The sequence below is a fragment of the Flagellimonas marina genome (assembly GCF_042651185.1).
Classification (GTDB): domain Bacteria; phylum Bacteroidota; class Bacteroidia; order Flavobacteriales; family Flavobacteriaceae; genus Flagellimonas; species Flagellimonas marina.
Map to the genome: position 1 here is coordinate 752,890 of NZ_JBHSCL010000004.1, position 15,900 is coordinate 768,789.

14 protein-coding genes are annotated in these 15,900 nt (G+C 42.8%); 4 read left to right on the top strand and 10 right to left on the bottom strand.

All coding sequences use genetic code 11. The features are described 5' to 3' along the window. Positions 1-193: 193 nt before the first annotated feature. Positions 194-1,786, top strand: coding sequence for an amidohydrolase (locus ACFOWS_RS06925; RefSeq protein WP_379763208.1), 1,593 nt, complete (start codon positions 194-196; stop codon positions 1,784-1,786). Between the two features lie 80 nt (positions 1,787-1,866). Here the strand turns inward: ACFOWS_RS06925 and ACFOWS_RS06930 are convergent, their stop codons facing one another. After that, positions 1,867-3,078, bottom strand: coding sequence for an RsmB/NOP family class I SAM-dependent RNA methyltransferase (locus tag ACFOWS_RS06930; protein ID WP_379763210.1), 1,212 nt, complete (start codon positions 3,076-3,078; stop codon positions 1,867-1,869). A gap of 59 nt (positions 3,079-3,137) precedes the next feature. Between ACFOWS_RS06930 and ACFOWS_RS06935 the strand changes: the two genes are divergently transcribed. Next, positions 3,138-4,169 (top strand): WD40/YVTN/BNR-like repeat-containing protein, encoded by a 1,032-nt coding sequence (locus ACFOWS_RS06935; RefSeq protein ID WP_379763211.1) that lies wholly within the window; start codon positions 3,138-3,140, stop codon positions 4,167-4,169. A gap of 27 nt (positions 4,170-4,196) precedes the next feature. Here ACFOWS_RS06935 and ACFOWS_RS06940 read toward each other — a convergent pair whose 3' ends face one another. The 7 genes from ACFOWS_RS06940 to ACFOWS_RS06970 form a co-directional block, all read right to left on the bottom strand. Next, entirely contained in the window at positions 4,197-4,628 is a 432-nt protein-coding gene (locus ACFOWS_RS06940; protein WP_366589937.1) for a hypothetical protein, read from the bottom strand. Next, complete coding sequence (locus ACFOWS_RS06945; RefSeq protein WP_379763212.1) at positions 4,621-5,145, bottom strand: hypothetical protein; 525 nt, start codon at positions 5,143-5,145, stop codon at positions 4,621-4,623. Before ACFOWS_RS06945 ends, ACFOWS_RS06940 begins: the two co-directional genes overlap by 8 nt. Positions 5,146-5,178: 33 nt before the next feature. Next, complete coding sequence (locus ACFOWS_RS06950) at positions 5,179-5,721, bottom strand: RNA polymerase sigma factor (RefSeq protein ID WP_379763213.1); 543 nt, start codon at positions 5,719-5,721, stop codon at positions 5,179-5,181. Between the two features lie 170 nt (positions 5,722-5,891). Continuing rightward, positions 5,892-7,718: an ABC transporter ATP-binding protein gene (locus ACFOWS_RS06955; RefSeq protein WP_379763214.1), complete on the bottom strand. Its 1,827-nt coding sequence runs from the start codon at positions 7,716-7,718 to the stop codon at positions 5,892-5,894. Between the two features lie 4 nt (positions 7,719-7,722). Next, positions 7,723-9,429, bottom strand: a complete 1,707-nt coding sequence (locus ACFOWS_RS06960) for a phospho-sugar mutase (protein ID WP_379763215.1) — start codon at positions 9,427-9,429, stop codon at positions 7,723-7,725. Between the two features lie 57 nt (positions 9,430-9,486). Next, positions 9,487-10,434: a glycosyltransferase family 2 protein gene (locus tag ACFOWS_RS06965; RefSeq protein ID WP_366589926.1), complete on the bottom strand. Its 948-nt coding sequence runs from the start codon at positions 10,432-10,434 to the stop codon at positions 9,487-9,489. Positions 10,435-10,476: 42 nt separating this feature from the next. Continuing rightward, entirely contained in the window at positions 10,477-10,998 is a 522-nt protein-coding gene (locus tag ACFOWS_RS06970) for a DUF4199 domain-containing protein (protein WP_366589923.1), read from the bottom strand. A gap of 160 nt (positions 10,999-11,158) precedes the next feature. On the opposite strand from ACFOWS_RS06970, the gene ACFOWS_RS06975 reads away from it, so the two are divergent. Then, positions 11,159-11,428 carry a type B 50S ribosomal protein L31 gene (locus ACFOWS_RS06975; protein WP_366589920.1) on the top strand — a complete coding sequence of 90 codons (270 nt, stop codon included), beginning with the start codon at positions 11,159-11,161 and terminating at the stop codon, positions 11,426-11,428. 82 nt (positions 11,429-11,510) lie between these two features. Next, positions 11,511-12,686, top strand: a complete 1,176-nt coding sequence (locus ACFOWS_RS06980; protein ID WP_379763216.1) for a GlmU family protein — start codon at positions 11,511-11,513, stop codon at positions 12,684-12,686. A gap of 80 nt (positions 12,687-12,766) precedes the next feature. On the opposite strand, the gene ACFOWS_RS06985 is transcribed toward ACFOWS_RS06980, so the two are convergent. Then, the gene (locus ACFOWS_RS06985) at positions 12,767-13,636 is read right to left on the bottom strand and encodes a serine hydrolase (protein ID WP_379763217.1); all 870 of its coding nucleotides are present in this window, start codon (positions 13,634-13,636) and stop codon (positions 12,767-12,769) included. A 162-nt stretch (positions 13,637-13,798) separates the two neighbouring features. Beyond that, on the bottom strand, positions 13,799-15,844 hold the full coding sequence (locus tag ACFOWS_RS06990; RefSeq protein WP_379763219.1) for an amidohydrolase family protein: 2,046 nt from the start codon (positions 15,842-15,844) through the stop codon (positions 13,799-13,801). Positions 15,845-15,900: the final 56 nt, after the last annotated feature.

A 15,900-nucleotide genomic window follows, 5' to 3' on the forward strand; every position in this document is an offset into this window, starting at 1 on the left:
CTTACCAGCAGTAACTTGACTCGGGGTTTGATAAATTTCAAATCTGGAATGATTGAAAGACTGGAAACATCATTTATTTGTGTGATATTTTGTAGAGTAGTAAAAAACCAAAAGACTTCTGAGTGTTGAGTTGGTTGTTCTTGAACTCTTTTCCTATCTTAGAAGGATTAACGCTAATTCAAAATCCAACCGTATGAAAACTGTCAATACCCTATTGACCGGGGCGATTCTTTTTTGCTGTATCGCAGCAACAACCGCCCAAAAAAAGTACTCAAAAAAACAAATTGAAAAACTAAAGACCGAGGTAGCCCAGATTGTGGAAGACCACAAAAAGCAGTCCCAAGTGATGGTGGACAAGATTTTCAGCTTTGCCGAGCTCGGTTTTCAAGAAGAAGAGAGTTCCAAATACCTTACGGGCATCTTGGAAAGTAATGGGTTTTCAATAGAGCACTCCATTTCTGGGATTCCCACGGCTTGGTTTGCTACATGGAGCAATGGGGAGGGCCCTACTATTGCCTTAGGTTCCGATGTGGATTGTATTCCTAAAGCTTCACAATATCCCGGGGTGGCCTATCACAAACCTATGGTGGAAGGAGCGCCCGGTCATGGCGAGGGACACAATTCCGGTATTCCATTGAACATAACCTCGGCCTTGGCGGTAAAAGAAATCATGGAGCGTGAAAATATTGGTGGCACCTTGATTCTTTGGCCCGGGATTGCCGAGGAATTGGTTGCTGCGAAAGCATGGTATGTTCGCGATGGTCTTTTTGATAACATTGATATGTGCATCTTTACCCACGTGGGCAACAATTTTGGCGTTTCTTGGGGTCCCACACGAGGAACCGGACTCATTTCTGTCGAATACTTGTTTGAAGGGGAGGCGGCCCACTCCGCGGGTGCCCCGTGGCGCGGAAGAAGCGCTTTGGATGCTGCTGAATTGATGAACATTGGGTGGAACTACAAACGTGAACATTTACATCCTCTAAAACGATCTCATTCCATTTTCACCGATGCTGGAGACCAACCAAACGTGGTTCCTTCCAAAGCGGCTATTTGGTTCTATTTTAGGGATATAAAATATGAAGGTATCATGGAGATGTATTCCGAGGCCAATGATATTGCCAAAGGAGCGGCCTTAATGACCGGAACTACCATGACCTCAAGGGTTTTGGGAACGGCTTGGCCTAGACACTACAATAAGGTCATAGCTGAAACTATGTATGAAAATATAAAGCAAGTAGGTTTGCCTACGTGGTCAGAAGCCGACCAAACCTTGGCAAAAGCGGTTCAGACTGAGGTAGGTTCTGATGAAATTGAAGGTCTCCCCACCGAATTGGATGAAATTGGGCTTCCCGTGTTGGAGCCTATTAGCGGTGGTTCTGATGATATTGGTGATATTTCTTGGAAAATCCCAACGGTCACAATGCGTTTCCCCTCTAACATTCCTGGATTACAGGGGCACCACTGGAGCAATGCCATTGCCATGGCCACTCCAATTGCCCACAAAGGAGTTACTGCGGGTGCAAAAGCGGAGGCCATGACCCTAATGGATTTTTTGTTGAAACCTGAGTTGCTAAAGGGTGCTTGGGACTATTTCAACAATGAGCAAAGCAAAGAAACCAAGTATCAGCCGATGATAGCTGCGGATGATATGCCACCTATCTATTTAAACAAGGATAAGCAAGGTGAGTTTCGTGATAGGTTGGAGGAATTCTATTATGATGAGACTAAATATGACACCTATTTGGAACAGTTGGGGGTTGAATATCCTACGGTGAAAGAATAAAAAGATACTAATTTGTCAGTTCGAGCGCAGTCGAGAACCTTTATGGGCACATCTCGACTGCGCTCGATGTGACACTACCATTATTTTTTCTTCAACAACGCCATATAAAAGCCATCAAAACCACTTTCGGAGGCATAGACGTTTTTCTCCTTGATGAATTCAAAATCCTGCCCGGCTTCGGATGCCAAGAATTTATTGACTTGCTCTGTGTTTTCTTGGGGTAGAATGGAGCAAGTGGCATACACCATTTGTCCGCCTTTTTTGAGCATTTTGCTGTAATTCTGAAGAATATCTTGCTGTACGCCCATAATTCGGTCTATGAATTCGGGCTCCAATTTCCATTTAGAGTCGGGATTTCTTTTTAGGACGCCTAGACCGGAACACGGAGCATCAAGCAAAAGCCTATCAGCACTGTTGTGCAATTTTTTTATGACTTTGGTAGAATCAATGGCTCTGGTTTCAAAATTATGGACCCCATTTCGTCTAGCTCTGATTTTGAGTTTTTTCAACTTACTCTCATAAATATCCAAAGCAATTAATTGTCCCTTGTTTTCCATTTCAGAGGCCAAATGCAAGGTTTTCCCCCCGGCGCCGGCACAGGCATCAATGACGCGTTGTCCTGGTTTCACTTCCAAGAATGGGGCGACCAATTGGGAAGAAGCATCCTGAACTTCAAACAATCCGTCTTTAAAGGCCTGTGTGGTAAAGACGTTCTTTCGTTCCTTTAGTCGCAAGGCATTTGGATATCCCTCCAAGGCTTCGGTTTCAATATCATCTTTGGCCAAAAAGGATTGTAATTGTTCTTTCTGTGTTTTTAAGGTGTTGACACGGAGGATAACATCGGCCTGTTGGTTCAATGCGGCAATTTCCTTGGTCCAAAGTTTGTTGCCCAAACTTTTTTCGCCCAGTTCGTCCATCCAATCTGGAATGGATTCCCTAAACTTTCTAATTTTGGACAACTCATCGAACCGTCCTTTAATGCGGCGTTCCGGTGTACTCTCCAACTGTTTCCAATCGGGAAGACGGATGCCCCGCAGTACGCACCATACCGAGAACAATCGGAACAAATGGCCCCGGGTGTAGGGTTCATTCGCTTCGGCAATTTCGGTGTAAAGTCGCTTCCAGCGCACAATGTCGTATGTGGTTTCAGCAATAAACGCTCTATCCCGAGCGCCCCAACGTTTGTCGTAGCGCAAAACCTTCTCAATTACCTTATCGGCATATTTCCCTTCATTGAAAATCATATTCAGGGCATCAATAACGGCAAAAACAAGATTTCGATGTAAACGCATGGTATAAAATAAGGTTGCAAAGGTATCATTTCTCCTTACTTTTACGGAAAATATATGCAATGCGATTCTTCATTTTCCTTTTGTTGGGCCTAGTTTTGTTTTCTTGTGCCGAACAGCAACGCTTTCAGCCCTTCCAAACCGTATCTATAACTCCAGTTTATGAAGACTCGGTCAGTATCAGGGCCATTACGTTTTTGGATGGTAGAACCCTGGCCTTCGCTGGTAGTAAAGGAATATATGGCACGGTGGATGTTGCCTCTCATAAGGTTAGGGCCAATGTTCAAACCTATGATTCCATTACACCTGCTTTTAGGGCGGTAGGAAATACTTCCAACGACTTCTTTATGCTTTCCATAGATAGTCCGGCGTTGCTTTATAAAACAGGGGATCAAGGTAAAATGGAGTTGGTATACAAGGAGGAAGGTGCAGGAGTGTTCTATGATTGCATGGCTTTTTGGAATGATACCGAAGGTATTGCTGTAGGTGACACGGTTGATGGATGCCTGTCCATCATTATTACTAGGGATGGCGGAAACACATGGACCAAAATTCCATGCACGGACTTGCCTGAAGGTATGGAAGGGGAAGGAGCTTTTGCAGCAAGCAATAGCAATATTGCCTTGGTAGGGAACCAAGCTTGGATTGGTACTACTGCGGGTCGGGTTTATCACTCTACCGATAAGGGAACTACTTGGAGCGTGCAGCGAACTTCAATAGTGCACGAGGCGGAAACCCAGGGTATCTACTCCATGGCCTTTTACGATGAAAACACCGGATTTGCCATTGGTGGGGACTACACCCAACCGGAATCCAACCAAGCCAATAAAATTATCACCCATGATGGCGGGAAAACATGGAGTCTGATTGCAGATGGCCAAGAACCCAATTACAAGAGCTGCGTGCAGTTTGTTCCCAATTCAGAAGGAAAAGGTTTGGTAGCTTTGGGTTTTACTGGAATTTCATACTCAGGGGATGGAGGGGAAAACTGGAAAAGTTTCAGTGATGAGTCGTTTTTCACCCTTCGATTTTTAAATGATTCAGTAGCCTACGCGGCGGGAAGCAATCGAATTGCGAAATTGGTTTTTAAATAGTGAAAAAAGTGCAAATGGTCAAGGGTTTTACCCTCCTCCCTGTTTCCTTCTATACTGTTGTAAGAGACGTTTTTTGAAGTCATCTTCCGCTTTTAGCAACAACAATACCTTTTTGGGTGAAATCACTTCTCTTACTTTGGAGATAAAGAGTTGGTCGGCATTGTGTTTTTCAGTTTCAAGCGCAATAAAGTTGTCTAAAAGAGCGGCAGACTCGCTATCGGAAAGGCCTTGAGCTGCAGAAAGTCTTGCTTGCACCTCTTTTCTTCTGATGTTCTCCATAGCATCTTCATGTTCGTTGTAAATGGGCCAAAATTGTTGGGCTTCTTGACTGGTTAAGCCAACACGTTCGGTAATAAAGGCAACTTTTAGGGTCTTTATACGGTCTCTAACAGGACCTTGGGCGTGTAAGAAGGACATTCCCATTAGAAAAACAAGTAGTATAAGTACTCTTTTATTCATAATTGCTGTAATCTAAGTTTAAATCTTCAATATCTTCAACGGTTTCATCTAAATATTCCAAGATATTCTCCGCTTCAATATCATTTTCCAAAACATCGTTCAGTTCCAAACTCTCCAGCGGCACCAATTCGGCCAACTCGTACGTGCTTATATCAATTTCAGTGCTTTCAAAATAAGCATCAATCTCAGTATTGGCCAAATCCTCGAAGCTGATGGACGTTTCTGAGTTCCAATTAAGACCAAAAATCAAGAGGAAAACCGCAGCAATGGCAGCAGCATAATAAAACTTTCGGTAGGGTATAAATGGGATGACCTTTCCTTTACCCTTCACGGTATTGGCAAGAACTTTCCCGGTAACCTCATCAAAGTACCTTTGTGGTACGGAAAAGCCATCAGATTTAGGAATAATGGACTTTTTTAGACCTTCTTCCTCGTTGATTCTGTCCATAAGTCGGTCATGGAAGCTTTCAAAGTAACCTTCCGGGGTATTAAAGTTATTTTTTTTATCCTTTTTCATCTTTTCCTATAGACTCCCAATAGTTCCAAAGGTTTAATCTTCTTTAAGATACGCCTCAATTTTCTTTACAGCTAAATGGTACGAACTTTTCAAAGCTCCCACAGAAGTTTCTAATGCTTCCGAAATTTCCTCATACTTCATTTCCTGAAAATACTTCATGGTAAAGACCAATTTTTGTTTGTCAGGAAGGGTGGCTAAAGCTTTCTGTAATTTCAATTGGATTTCATCACCTTCAAAATAAACATCAGATTGCAGATTTTCAACCATTCGGTTTTTGAGTTCCTCGTCGCTGATTCCCATTTTTCGGGATTTTTGCTTTAAAAAAGTCAACGACTCGTTGGTGGCAATGCGATACATCCAAGAATACAATTTGCTCTCCCCTTTAAAGTTATCGATGTTTTTGTACACTTTTATAAAGGTGTTCTGAAGTACATCATCTGCGTCACCATGGTCCAGAACTATCCTTCGGATATGCCAATAGAGTCGCTCTTTGTAAGTGTTGACCAACACCTCAAAGGCCTTCGCTTGACTTTCCTTTTGTTTAAGCTCTTGTACGAGGGCTTCTTCAGCAATCAATGGATTTTGTTGTTTGATGCTTTGACTGTTCTAAAGGTAAAAGGTTTAAAGCAATGGACAATTTTTAATATACAACAACCAATGAAGAGTCAACAATGAACCATTGAATTGTAATTCTGAGCCTTTTCGACAGTGCTCTAGATAAGCTTCGTGAAGATATTTTAATAGGATTACGCCGTAAACGACTGCATTTCCACCAGCTTTTTGTAGCCTTTTTTGGATTTCATGAGTTCCTCATGCGTGCCTTGCTCCACAATTTTCCCTTTACTCAATACCACAATGGAATCTGCATTTTGAATAGTGGACAATCTATGTGCAATGACGATTGAGGTCCGGTTTTTCATCATTTTTTCCAAAGCGTCTTGCACCAGACGTTCACTTTCGGTATCGAGGGCCGAGGTGGCCTCGTCCAAAATCATGATGGGTGGATTTTTGAGCACAGCCCGCGCAATGGAGAGACGTTGCTTCTGCCCGCCACTCAATTTGTTTCCGCTGTCACCAATATTTGTATCGTATCCATGGGGCAGGTCCATGATAAAGTCATGTGCGTTGGCCACTTTGGCCGCAGCAATGATTTCCTCTGTTGTAGCATTTTCCTTACCCATAGCGATATTGTTCTTCACGGTGTCGTTGAACAAAATAGAATCCTGTGTTACCAGCCCCATCAGTCCGCGGAGTGACTTTTTGGTAATATTCTTAATGTTTGTACCATCTAGCAGCAGTTCACCTTCGTTGACATCGTAAAAACGGGTAGCCAAGTTGGCCACTGTACTTTTTCCACTTCCGGACTGACCAACCAGAGCCACAGTTTGACCTTTATCAACCTTTAGGTTGAAATCTTTCAGAACGTAGTCATCCTCATACTTAAAGGAGATATTTTTGAGTTCAATGCCTGATATGAATTCTGTCTTTTCCACGGCATCGTGGGCATCTTTGATTGGATTTTCAGATTCCAAAATCTCCAAAACCCGTTCGGCAGCGGCATTTCCTTTTTTGACACCGTAAGACGCTTTGCTGATGGCCTTTGCTGGAGTCAAGATATTATAGGCCAAACCCATATAGGCAATAAATGAGGAGGCATCCAAAGTCTTGTCTACCAGTACCATTTTTCCACCGAACCACAGCAGTACGCCAATCACCAAAATCCCCAAGAACTCACCCGTAGGCGAGGCCAAATTTTGCCTGTTCAATAACGAATTGGAAAACCTGAAGAATCGTGTGGTTGAAGTTTTAAAGGTGTTGTAAAACTTGGATTCGGAATTAAAGGCCTTGATGACCCGGAGTCCCCCCAAGGTTTCTTCCACAATGGACAAAAATTCTCCTTGTTCCTTTTGCACCCGGTCCGATTTTCGTTTTAGGGATTTCCCGATTCTGGAAATCAACATTCCGGCTATGGGAATGAAAATAAAAACGAAGAGGGTCAGTTTGGCACTGATTCCGAACATCACTAAAATGGTAAATAAGATAGTCAGTGGTTCTCGTACAATCAATTCCAAAATGGATAGGAAGGAATGTTGTATTTCCAATACATCGGAGGTGATTCGTGCAATCACATCGCCTTTTCGCTTTTCCGAAAAATAGGAGATAGGGAGGTCCACTATCTTTTTGTACATGGTATTTCGGATGTCTTTCAACACTCCGTTTCTCAAAAAAGTGATGAAATACATCGCCAGATAGTTGAATACATTTTTTAAAAGGAAGAGTGCCAATACCAAACTGATGACCAGCACCAACCCTTTCATGTCATCATCCCCGGAATATGCGGTAACCTGATAGTTGATATAGTCTTGCAAGTAATCCTTTGATTTGGAAAAACCTTCATAAACGGGCTTTACGTAGACCTTTTGCTCTGGTTTAAACAACACATCCAGCATCGGAATCAGCGCAGCAAAGGACAGGGCACTAAAAAGCGCATAGAGAATATTGAAGAAAATGTTCAAATAACCGTATTTGCGGTAAGGTCCCGCAAAACGGAGAATTTTTTTAAAGTAGTTCATTCACCTACAAATTCAGTTCAGAAAGGATGCCGTCTAGTTTGGTATCCAACTGCGAATTTACGGATTTATACTCCTCAGCCTTATCTAATTTTGCATTGGTGCTAATATAGAACTTCACTTTGGGCTCGGTACCACTAGGTCTGGCTGCGATTCGGGTGCCATCCTCAGTTTCATAAATCAATACGTTGGACTTAGGGAGGTGAATTGTGCGTTCTTCTCCAGTTTGTACATTTTTGGCAATAGAGGTGTTGTAATCCTCAATCCACAATAATTTTGAACCTTGTACGGATTTCACCGGATTTTCCTTGAAGTCGATGAGCATTTGTTTGATTTCCTCGGCACCGCTCATTCCTTTTTTAGTAAGGGAAATGAGTTTTTCCTTGTAGAACCCAAACTGGACATAGCAATCAATCAAATCTTTATAAAAGGAACTGCCATTTGCTTTTGCATTGGAAGCAATCTCGCAGGCCAGTAGGGTAGAGGTAACGGCATCTTTGTCGCGGACGAAGTCGCCTACCATATAGCCAAAACTTTCCTCGCCACCCCCAATAAACTTGGAATTGGGAAAGTCTTTTATCATTTTTCCAATCCATTTAAAGCCAGTCAATGCAGTTTTAAATTCTACACCATACGTTTTGGCCATTTGTTCCATCATGGGCGTAGAGACAATGGTTGTGGCGATAAACTCGTTGCCCTTAAAGCCTTTTTCCTTGTATTGGTCCAAAAGGAATTTGGTCATCAGCACCATGGTCTGGTTACCGTTTAAGAGTTCCATTTTGCCTTCCAGGTTTCGAACTGCGATACCTAGCCGGTCACTATCCGGGTCGGTTCCCACTACCATGTCGGCCCCAATTTCTTCTGCTTTTTCTATGGCCATGGCCAAAGCTTCGGGTTCTTCGGGATTGGGTGATTTTACCGTCGGAAACCCTCCATCGGGCTTTGCCTGCTCTTCTATAATGGTAACATTGCTGTACCCGGCACGTTTCAATACTTCAGGAATAGCTGTTATGGATGTGCCGTGAAGCGAGGTGAAAACAATCTTGAAGTCGTCCTTTCCCTTGGCATTAAAACTTCCATTTTTTACCGAAGCCTCAAAAAAAGCTTCGTCAACCTCTTCATCTATAAGGTGAATGAGGCTTTCATTTGCATTAAATTTAATGTCCTCGAAAGATAGTGCATCAATCTCAGCAATGATTTCTCCGTCTTGTGGGGGCACAATCTGTCCGCCATCGGCCCAATATACTTTGTAGCCATTGTATTCTGGCGGATTGTGGGAAGCGGTCAAAACAATACCGGCATGACATCCTAAATACCGCACTGCGAATGAAAGTTCTGGGGTTGTTCTGAGTTCAGAAAACAGGTGTACCCTAATGCCATTAGCAGAGAAAACTTCTGCCACGGTTCTGGCCAAGGTATCCGAATTGTGTCGGCAGTCGTAGGCGATGACCACTTTTAAGTCAGTGTCCGTGTATGATTTCTTAAGGTAATTGCTGAGCCCTTGGGTGTTCTTGCCCAAGGTATACTTGTTGATTCTATTGGTGCCAACACCCATAATGCCGCGCATACCCCCGGTACCGAATTCCAAATCTTTGTAGAAACGCTCCTTGAGTTCCTCGGTATCGTTTTCTATCAGATTTTTAATCTCCTTTTTGGTTTTTTCATCAAAAAAATCGGTTAACCAAGATTGCGCTGTAGAAGTGATGGAATCCATATAGAATGTGCTTGTTTAGTATGGTCTAAAATACAAAGAATATCAGTTTTTGGAGTGCTAAACATTTATTTTGTCAGAAATGGAATAGCGGACATCATTTTTTCTGGACCGAACCATAATCTCTCCGATAAAACCTGCTAAAAAAAGTTGAGTCCCTATGATCATGGCCGTTAGGGAAATGAAGAACTGTGGGCGTTGGGTAATGAGACGTCCGGTGGGATGCAAGAACAGCTTGTCTATGCCCAAATACAGTGCAAATCCGAAACCTACGATAAACATGAGTACGCCCAAAGCGCCAAATAGGTGCATGGGCCGTCGACCAAACTTGGAAACGAACCAAATGGTGATCAAATCCAGAAAACCGTTGATAAAGCGCTCTGCCCCAAATTTGGTTGTGCCATACTTTCGGGCTTGGTGCTGTACCACTTTTTCACTGATGTTATTAAAACCTGCGTTTTTGGCCAAAACGGGGATGTACCTGTGCATTTCACCATGAACCTCAATATTTTTCACAACTCTGGAATCAAAAGCTTTGAGTCCGCAATTAAAGTCATGCAATTTTACACCTGAAGTTTTTCGAGCCGCCCAGTTAAAAAGCTTAGAGGGAATATTTTTGGTGATAACAGAATCATACCGCTTCTTTTTCCAACCAGAAACCACATGGTCTCCATCTTCCTTGATCATTCGGTAGAGCTCCGGAATCTCTTCAGGGTTGTCCTGAAGATCAGCATCCATGGTAATGACCACATCGCCCTGGGCCGCTTTAAAGCCGGCATGCAGGGCTTGTGACTTGCCGTAGTTTTTTAAAAACCGGATGCCTTTAACGTGTCCATTTTTTTCTGAAAGTCCTTGGATGGTCTCCCAAGAGCCATCAGAACTGCCATCATCTATAAAAATGATTTCATATAAAAAATGATTGGATTGCATTACACGTACAATCCAATCATGTAGTTCGTTAAGCGACTCTTGCTCGTTGAGTAAAGGAATTACAATGGAGATTTGCATTGTTAGTTTCTCGAATTCCCTTCAAAAGTAGCATTTTTTGGTTTAGAATTCCGGCTTGGATTTTTTTAATATAAGTCCGCTAATAAGCCCTAGGACCAATCCAATGACACAACCAAATATTAATCCTATGGGATACCGGAGCCAACCCATACTTTTTTGCATGGCCACCCCTTGTTCCCATTGTTCCTCTGTCATTGAAGGATTTTGTTCAAATGCCTTTGGTTTGGCAATTTCAAAGGCCTTGTCCATAAAATCGGGTTCAATGAAATTGATGAGCAGGTATTGATAAATCAAGGAAATAATTGTGGACACCAAGGCAATTCCAACAGCAATTTTCAGTGCTTCTGATATTTTTAGAAACCCTCCATTAGCTTTTTTATACGCATTCGTGCCCAGGAAAATAGCAGCCGCTGTCAATAAGATGGATATAACGATTACAGGCGTGCTCATTTCATAATGCATCTTTTGCGTATAGAGCATTACGTTGAAAACTATTGATACCAGACCCAATATTAGGCCATAGTTCAACATAAATTTAGTGGCTTTTGGTTGTTGTTCTTCCATTTCGTTATTTTTAGTGTTGATTATGGTTTGTTAGTGAACCAAGGGGAGATTTTGTTACAGTTAAAGGTAGTTTTTTTCTTTTTTTCTTTTTTCAGTTGGAAGAATCAAAGAAATCCTTAAATTTGCACCTCGAAAAATCTGAGATTAAGTAGTAAAGACGATGAAAAAAGGTGTACACCCAGAGAATTATAGATTAGTGGCTTTCAAAGACATGTCCAATGACGATGTGTTCATCACCAAATCCACTGCAGAGGCAAAAGAAACCATCACCGTTGATGGTGAGGAGTATCCTTTGGTAAAGTTGGAAATTTCAAGAACTTCACACCCTTACTACACCGGTAAAACCAAATTGGTGGATACCGCTGGTAGGATTGATAAGTTCAAGAACAAGTACAAGAAATTCAGCAAAGAAGAGAAGAAGGCCGAGTAGGACCATCTTTTTAACGAAATATATGGACGCTCCTGATGGTTTTCAGGGGCGTTTTTTATTTTTATACCATCAACACTGAGCCATGAACTACATTCTATCCGACGGAACGAGCAGAGAATCCCTTTTTCCATTCACATTCACTAGGCCTGTGGCCGAAATACGGGTGGGCATACTGACCATTCGGGAAAAATGGGAAAAATGGTTGAACGCCTCGGTAAGTGTGAAGACAGAAGACTATTTGGCCATAAAATTCCCGTTGAATTCCGCTGCTGAAAATGTAGTCATCAATGCCAGTTACCTTCCTGATGCCGATTTGGTGGGGGCCATTCAAAAGCTAAGAATGGGAGAAGCGTTAATGGATGACGGGGAATACGTTGCTTATTTGAGCGGTGATGTGGAAACACCTTTTGATTCGACCAAATTTAAAACGGTTCAACATCAACCCACAGGGTTGACGATAAAGAATACATGGGATATTTTTTCCAAAAACGGGGATGCACTCCAATCGGATTATAACATCCTGACCGCCGGGCGGAAGAGTCAGCCTATTTCCAACACCAATCAAGTGTTGCATCCAGAAAACATTTTTTTGGAAGAAGGCGCCAAAGTGGAGTTCAGTATCTTAAATGCATCCACGGGGCCCATTTATATAGGCAAGAATGCTGAAATTATGGAAGGCTGTATTATCCGTGGTGCTTTTGCGCTCTGCGAAGGGGCCATTGTAAAAATGGGAGCCAAAATCTATGGACCTACCACTGCCGGACCTGGATGTAAATTGGGGGGAGAGGTCAATAATTCGGTGTTGTTTGCGTATTCCAACAAGGGTCACGAAGGTTTTTTGGGTAATTCCGTGTTGGGCGAGTGGTGCAATTTGGGTGCGGATACGAACACCTCGAACATGAAGAACAATTACGCTCCCGTTCGTTTATGGAGCTACCAAACTGAAGGTTTTGCCAGAACAGGACTTCAATTTTGTGGATTGATGATGGGCGACCACAGCAAATGTGGCATCAATACCATGTTCAACACCGGAACCGTGGTAGGGGTGAGTGCCAATATTTTTGGTAGTGGGTACCCTCGAAACTTTATCCCCAGTTTTAGTTGGGGGGGCGCCTCTGGTTTTACGGAGTTTCGAACCAACAAAGCCATTGAGGTCGCAACCGCTATGATGAAACGCCGAAATGTGGAATTTAACGATACCGAAGCCCAAATTTTGGAGCATGTTTTTGAACTGACCCAAAAGTGGCGGAAGTATTAGTGGAGATTGGAGTTTGGTTGTTTCTGTATGTCAAATGAGAAGAGAATGATAGCCTTATTTCCTCAATTGATGAAGGGGTGTTATTCTCCAGTCATGTATTCATAAATGGTTTTTGAAATCCCTGCCAATTGCTCTGTGCCTTTGTCAAAATCCTTCAAGTTTTTGGAAAGCAGTACTAAAACATAAGATCTACCGTCCGGTAAATATACAATACCTGCATCGTGATGCACCCCGGTTATCCATCCCGTCTTATGGGCCACTTCAACATTTTTTGGCAGGTAATGTGGAATAACCTCGTTAAACTGTTGGTCTTTTAAAATGGCAATCATTGCCTTGCTATTCACATCGGAACCTGTTTGATTGGCAGCAATAACTTTCATTATAATCGATAAATCTTTTGCAGTTGTTGAGTTGCTAAGTCCAAGTTCATAAGCTTTCAGGTCTTCAACCCCACGCAAGACCTCAATTTTTTCTGCGCCTAAATCCCGCATGGTGGCCGTTACATTTTTGGCATCCACTAGTTCTATCAATACATTGGTGGCAAGATTACTGCTTACCGTAATCATACTGTACATTAAATCGTGTATTGTAACTTTCGTGTTGATTTTATTATAAATGACATCGTCGCTATCATCAGAAATATCCATACTATAGGAACTGCCGTCAACAATACTTTTAAACTCATTCACCAGAATGATTGAATCGTTGAGGTTGATTTTTCCAGCCTCTTCTTGTTTAAAAAGTTCGATCATAACAGGAACTTTCATGGTGCTAGCGGCATGAAACTCTACATCTTCATTAATATAGAGACTGTCGGTTGGGTCGGATAGATTTAGGAAAACTACCGCCACTTCTCCTTGAATGGAATCGATTTGCGAACGGATTTTGGTTTGTAATGCTTCTTGTTTGGTTAGTTTAGGTTGGCAAGCACCAATAGAGAACAAGAGCATAAATACCGATATTAGTCTGATAAAAAAAACAACGTTATTTATAAGGTGCTTCTTTGTGTCTTTAGTTGTTTGTTCCAAGGTCATGATTAACTGTTTTGTCATAAATATATTTGTGGCCAGCGGCAAATCGCCGCTGGCCTTACAATTGTCATTAAAGAATACCTATTCCTTCACTTCTGGCTTTTCCGTAAATGGAGTTATCCCAAAGGCAGGGTAGACCTCCGTCGGGTAGTAAAAGGTACCGCCCTTGGACACTAAAGCGATGGCCTTAATGGCCTTAATATCCTCTACTGGATTGCCGGGCACCAAAAAGAAATCTGCCAGTTTTCCGGGCTCAATACTGCCCAAATCTTCCTTACCCAAATACTCGGCCATATCGTAGGAGGCCAATTTTAGGAGTTCGGCTGGCGTGTATCCCAATTGTTGGTTATAGAGTTCCAACTCGCGGTGCAGGTTGAACGCGCCGCCTAAATCGGTCCCAGCCACTATTAGGATGCCTTTGTCCTTCATCATATTCAGGGTTTCCACAATTTTGGCATACGCTTCGCGATAAGCCTTATCCTCTTCTTCATCTGCTATTTGTGCCAGAGCCACTTTTAAGCTACGTTGCTCGTTGGGTGGCATATGATCGATATAATCCACAGCTCCAGGTGTGACCTCTCCATTGCGGGATAGCATCAACATTTCATGGATGGCAAGAGTAGGGTCAATTGCGGTTTTGTTGGTTACGAACAAGTCCATGGTCTCCTGTACTTTTGGACTATTCAAATCCAACCCAGGGAAACGTTTCATGGCGGTAAGCCGCAAAAGGGTTCGGGTGTCCTCCTCAGGCTCCAAGACCCATCCCAACATAGTTTGGTTAATGTGTGTCATTTCATCAAAACCGGCCCGTAGCATGGCATTGGCATTGGAAAATGCAGGCACGTGCCCTGTAACAAAAAGGCCTTGGTCATGGGCTTTTTTTACAATGTCCGGAGCCCAGTCGCCATTCATGCTGTTGTAGAGTTTAACACCATAAAATCCAAGACTGTCATAAGTGTCCACAGCGGCCAAAGCTTCTTCCTTGGTTTCCACCAAAATGCCATTGTTGCTGTTATACGGACTCTTACCCTCTATAAAACCTAATCGGGTTATTCTTGGACCCGCCAATACACCGGACTCAATTTTTTCAATGAGATTGCTCAAAACCTCGGTATCATTCCCCATATCCCGGAAGGAGGTCACCCCAGCCAATACATTCAACAGTGCACCTTCGTCTCCGGTGTGGGCATGCATTTCAAAAAGTCCGGGCACCAATGTGCCGCCATTGCCTTCAATTGCCACTTCACCCTCTGCCGAAGCATCTGGAGCTTCAATGGCGGCAATTTTATCATCTTCCACCACAACAGAAACGGGGTTGGTCAGCGATAAGCTCTCGGGGTCAAAAACCCGCACATTACGGATTCTGACTTTACCGTCGTAATTGTGGGCAAACTCTTTTTGCAGGTTCTCATAGCGTTCTGCTGAATAGTTTTCAGACAATTGGCGCATGTCTTTTTCCACGGCTTCGTATCCTTCACGAATTACAATGTATCGCGGGGTTATGGATGCGAAGAATTTTTGCGAATCATCCAAAATAAAATAGGAGGGATTAAGTTCCGCGCCGGATATGGCATAAGTGGTAAGGGCCAATTCGCCATCACCCGAAGGATTGGGAACATTCAAGCTTTCCATCTTTGTTAACGTAAGGTTGCCCGCTGGAAGTACGGGCATTGTGTTTTCCGGGGCATTCAACAACAGTCTAGCTGCCAAAACGGATGAGTAAGGGCTTCCAAATTGATTCACATACAACTGAGGAGCATCCACGCTGGCACTTCCTGAGCCTGTTGCATCGTTCCAAGAGGCATTTTCACCTTCTAAGGTAAAATGCTCATCTACGGCATTGCCAAACGTAGTATTTCCCGTGATTTTCCAATCTATTGGGTAACCTTTGGCATTGAGCACAATGGTTTCCTTTAAAGTTGGGCCGCGGCCATTATTCTTATAATCGTAATCAATTTGGATGGTATCACCAGAAATTTGAGTTTTTAGATGGCCCACTTTGTTTTCACCAACAATTACGGTGTACGTCTCATCACCTTGATGATTGGCAAGCGATGAAGTCTGTTCTTTTTTGCAGGAATAGATGGCTAGGACAAAAAGGCCCAGTAGCAGTAAACGGAGTTTCATATAAGTCGGATTTTAGTATTGGTTGAAGTTATGGATTTTTAACCAATGCCACCGAT

What these genes read in the sequence shown, in the direction of transcription:
- ACFOWS_RS06955 (WP_379763214.1), bottom strand. Translation starts at nt 7,718, where the DNA reads ATGAACTACTTTAAAAAAATTCTCCGTTTTGCGGGACCTTACCGCAAA.
- ACFOWS_RS06925 (WP_379763208.1), top strand. Translation starts at nt 194, where the DNA reads ATGAAAACTGTCAATACCCTATTGACCGGGGCGATTCTTTTTTGCTGT.
- ACFOWS_RS06985 (WP_379763217.1), bottom strand. Translation starts at nt 13,636, where the DNA reads ATGCTCTTGTTCTCTATTGGTGCTTGCCAACCTAAACTAACCAAACAA.
- ACFOWS_RS06940 (WP_366589937.1), bottom strand. Translation starts at nt 4,628, where the DNA reads ATGAATAAAAGAGTACTTATACTACTTGTTTTTCTAATGGGAATGTCC.
- ACFOWS_RS06975 (WP_366589920.1), top strand. Translation starts at nt 11,159, where the DNA reads ATGAAAAAAGGTGTACACCCAGAGAATTATAGATTAGTGGCTTTCAAA.
- ACFOWS_RS06980 (WP_379763216.1), top strand. Translation starts at nt 11,511, where the DNA reads ATGAACTACATTCTATCCGACGGAACGAGCAGAGAATCCCTTTTTCCA.
- ACFOWS_RS06965 (WP_366589926.1), bottom strand. Translation starts at nt 10,434, where the DNA reads ATGCAAATCTCCATTGTAATTCCTTTACTCAACGAGCAAGAGTCGCTT.
- ACFOWS_RS06990 (WP_379763219.1), bottom strand. Translation starts at nt 15,844, where the DNA reads ATGAAACTCCGTTTACTGCTACTGGGCCTTTTTGTCCTAGCCATCTAT.
- ACFOWS_RS06945 (WP_379763212.1), bottom strand. Translation starts at nt 5,145, where the DNA reads ATGAAAAAGGATAAAAAAAATAACTTTAATACCCCGGAAGGTTACTTT.
- ACFOWS_RS06970 (WP_366589923.1), bottom strand. Translation starts at nt 10,998, where the DNA reads ATGGAAGAACAACAACCAAAAGCCACTAAATTTATGTTGAACTATGGC.
- ACFOWS_RS06935 (WP_379763211.1), top strand. Translation starts at nt 3,138, where the DNA reads ATGCGATTCTTCATTTTCCTTTTGTTGGGCCTAGTTTTGTTTTCTTGT.
- ACFOWS_RS06930 (WP_379763210.1), bottom strand. Translation starts at nt 3,078, where the DNA reads ATGCGTTTACATCGAAATCTTGTTTTTGCCGTTATTGATGCCCTGAAT.
- ACFOWS_RS06960 (WP_379763215.1), bottom strand. Translation starts at nt 9,429, where the DNA reads ATGGATTCCATCACTTCTACAGCGCAATCTTGGTTAACCGATTTTTTT.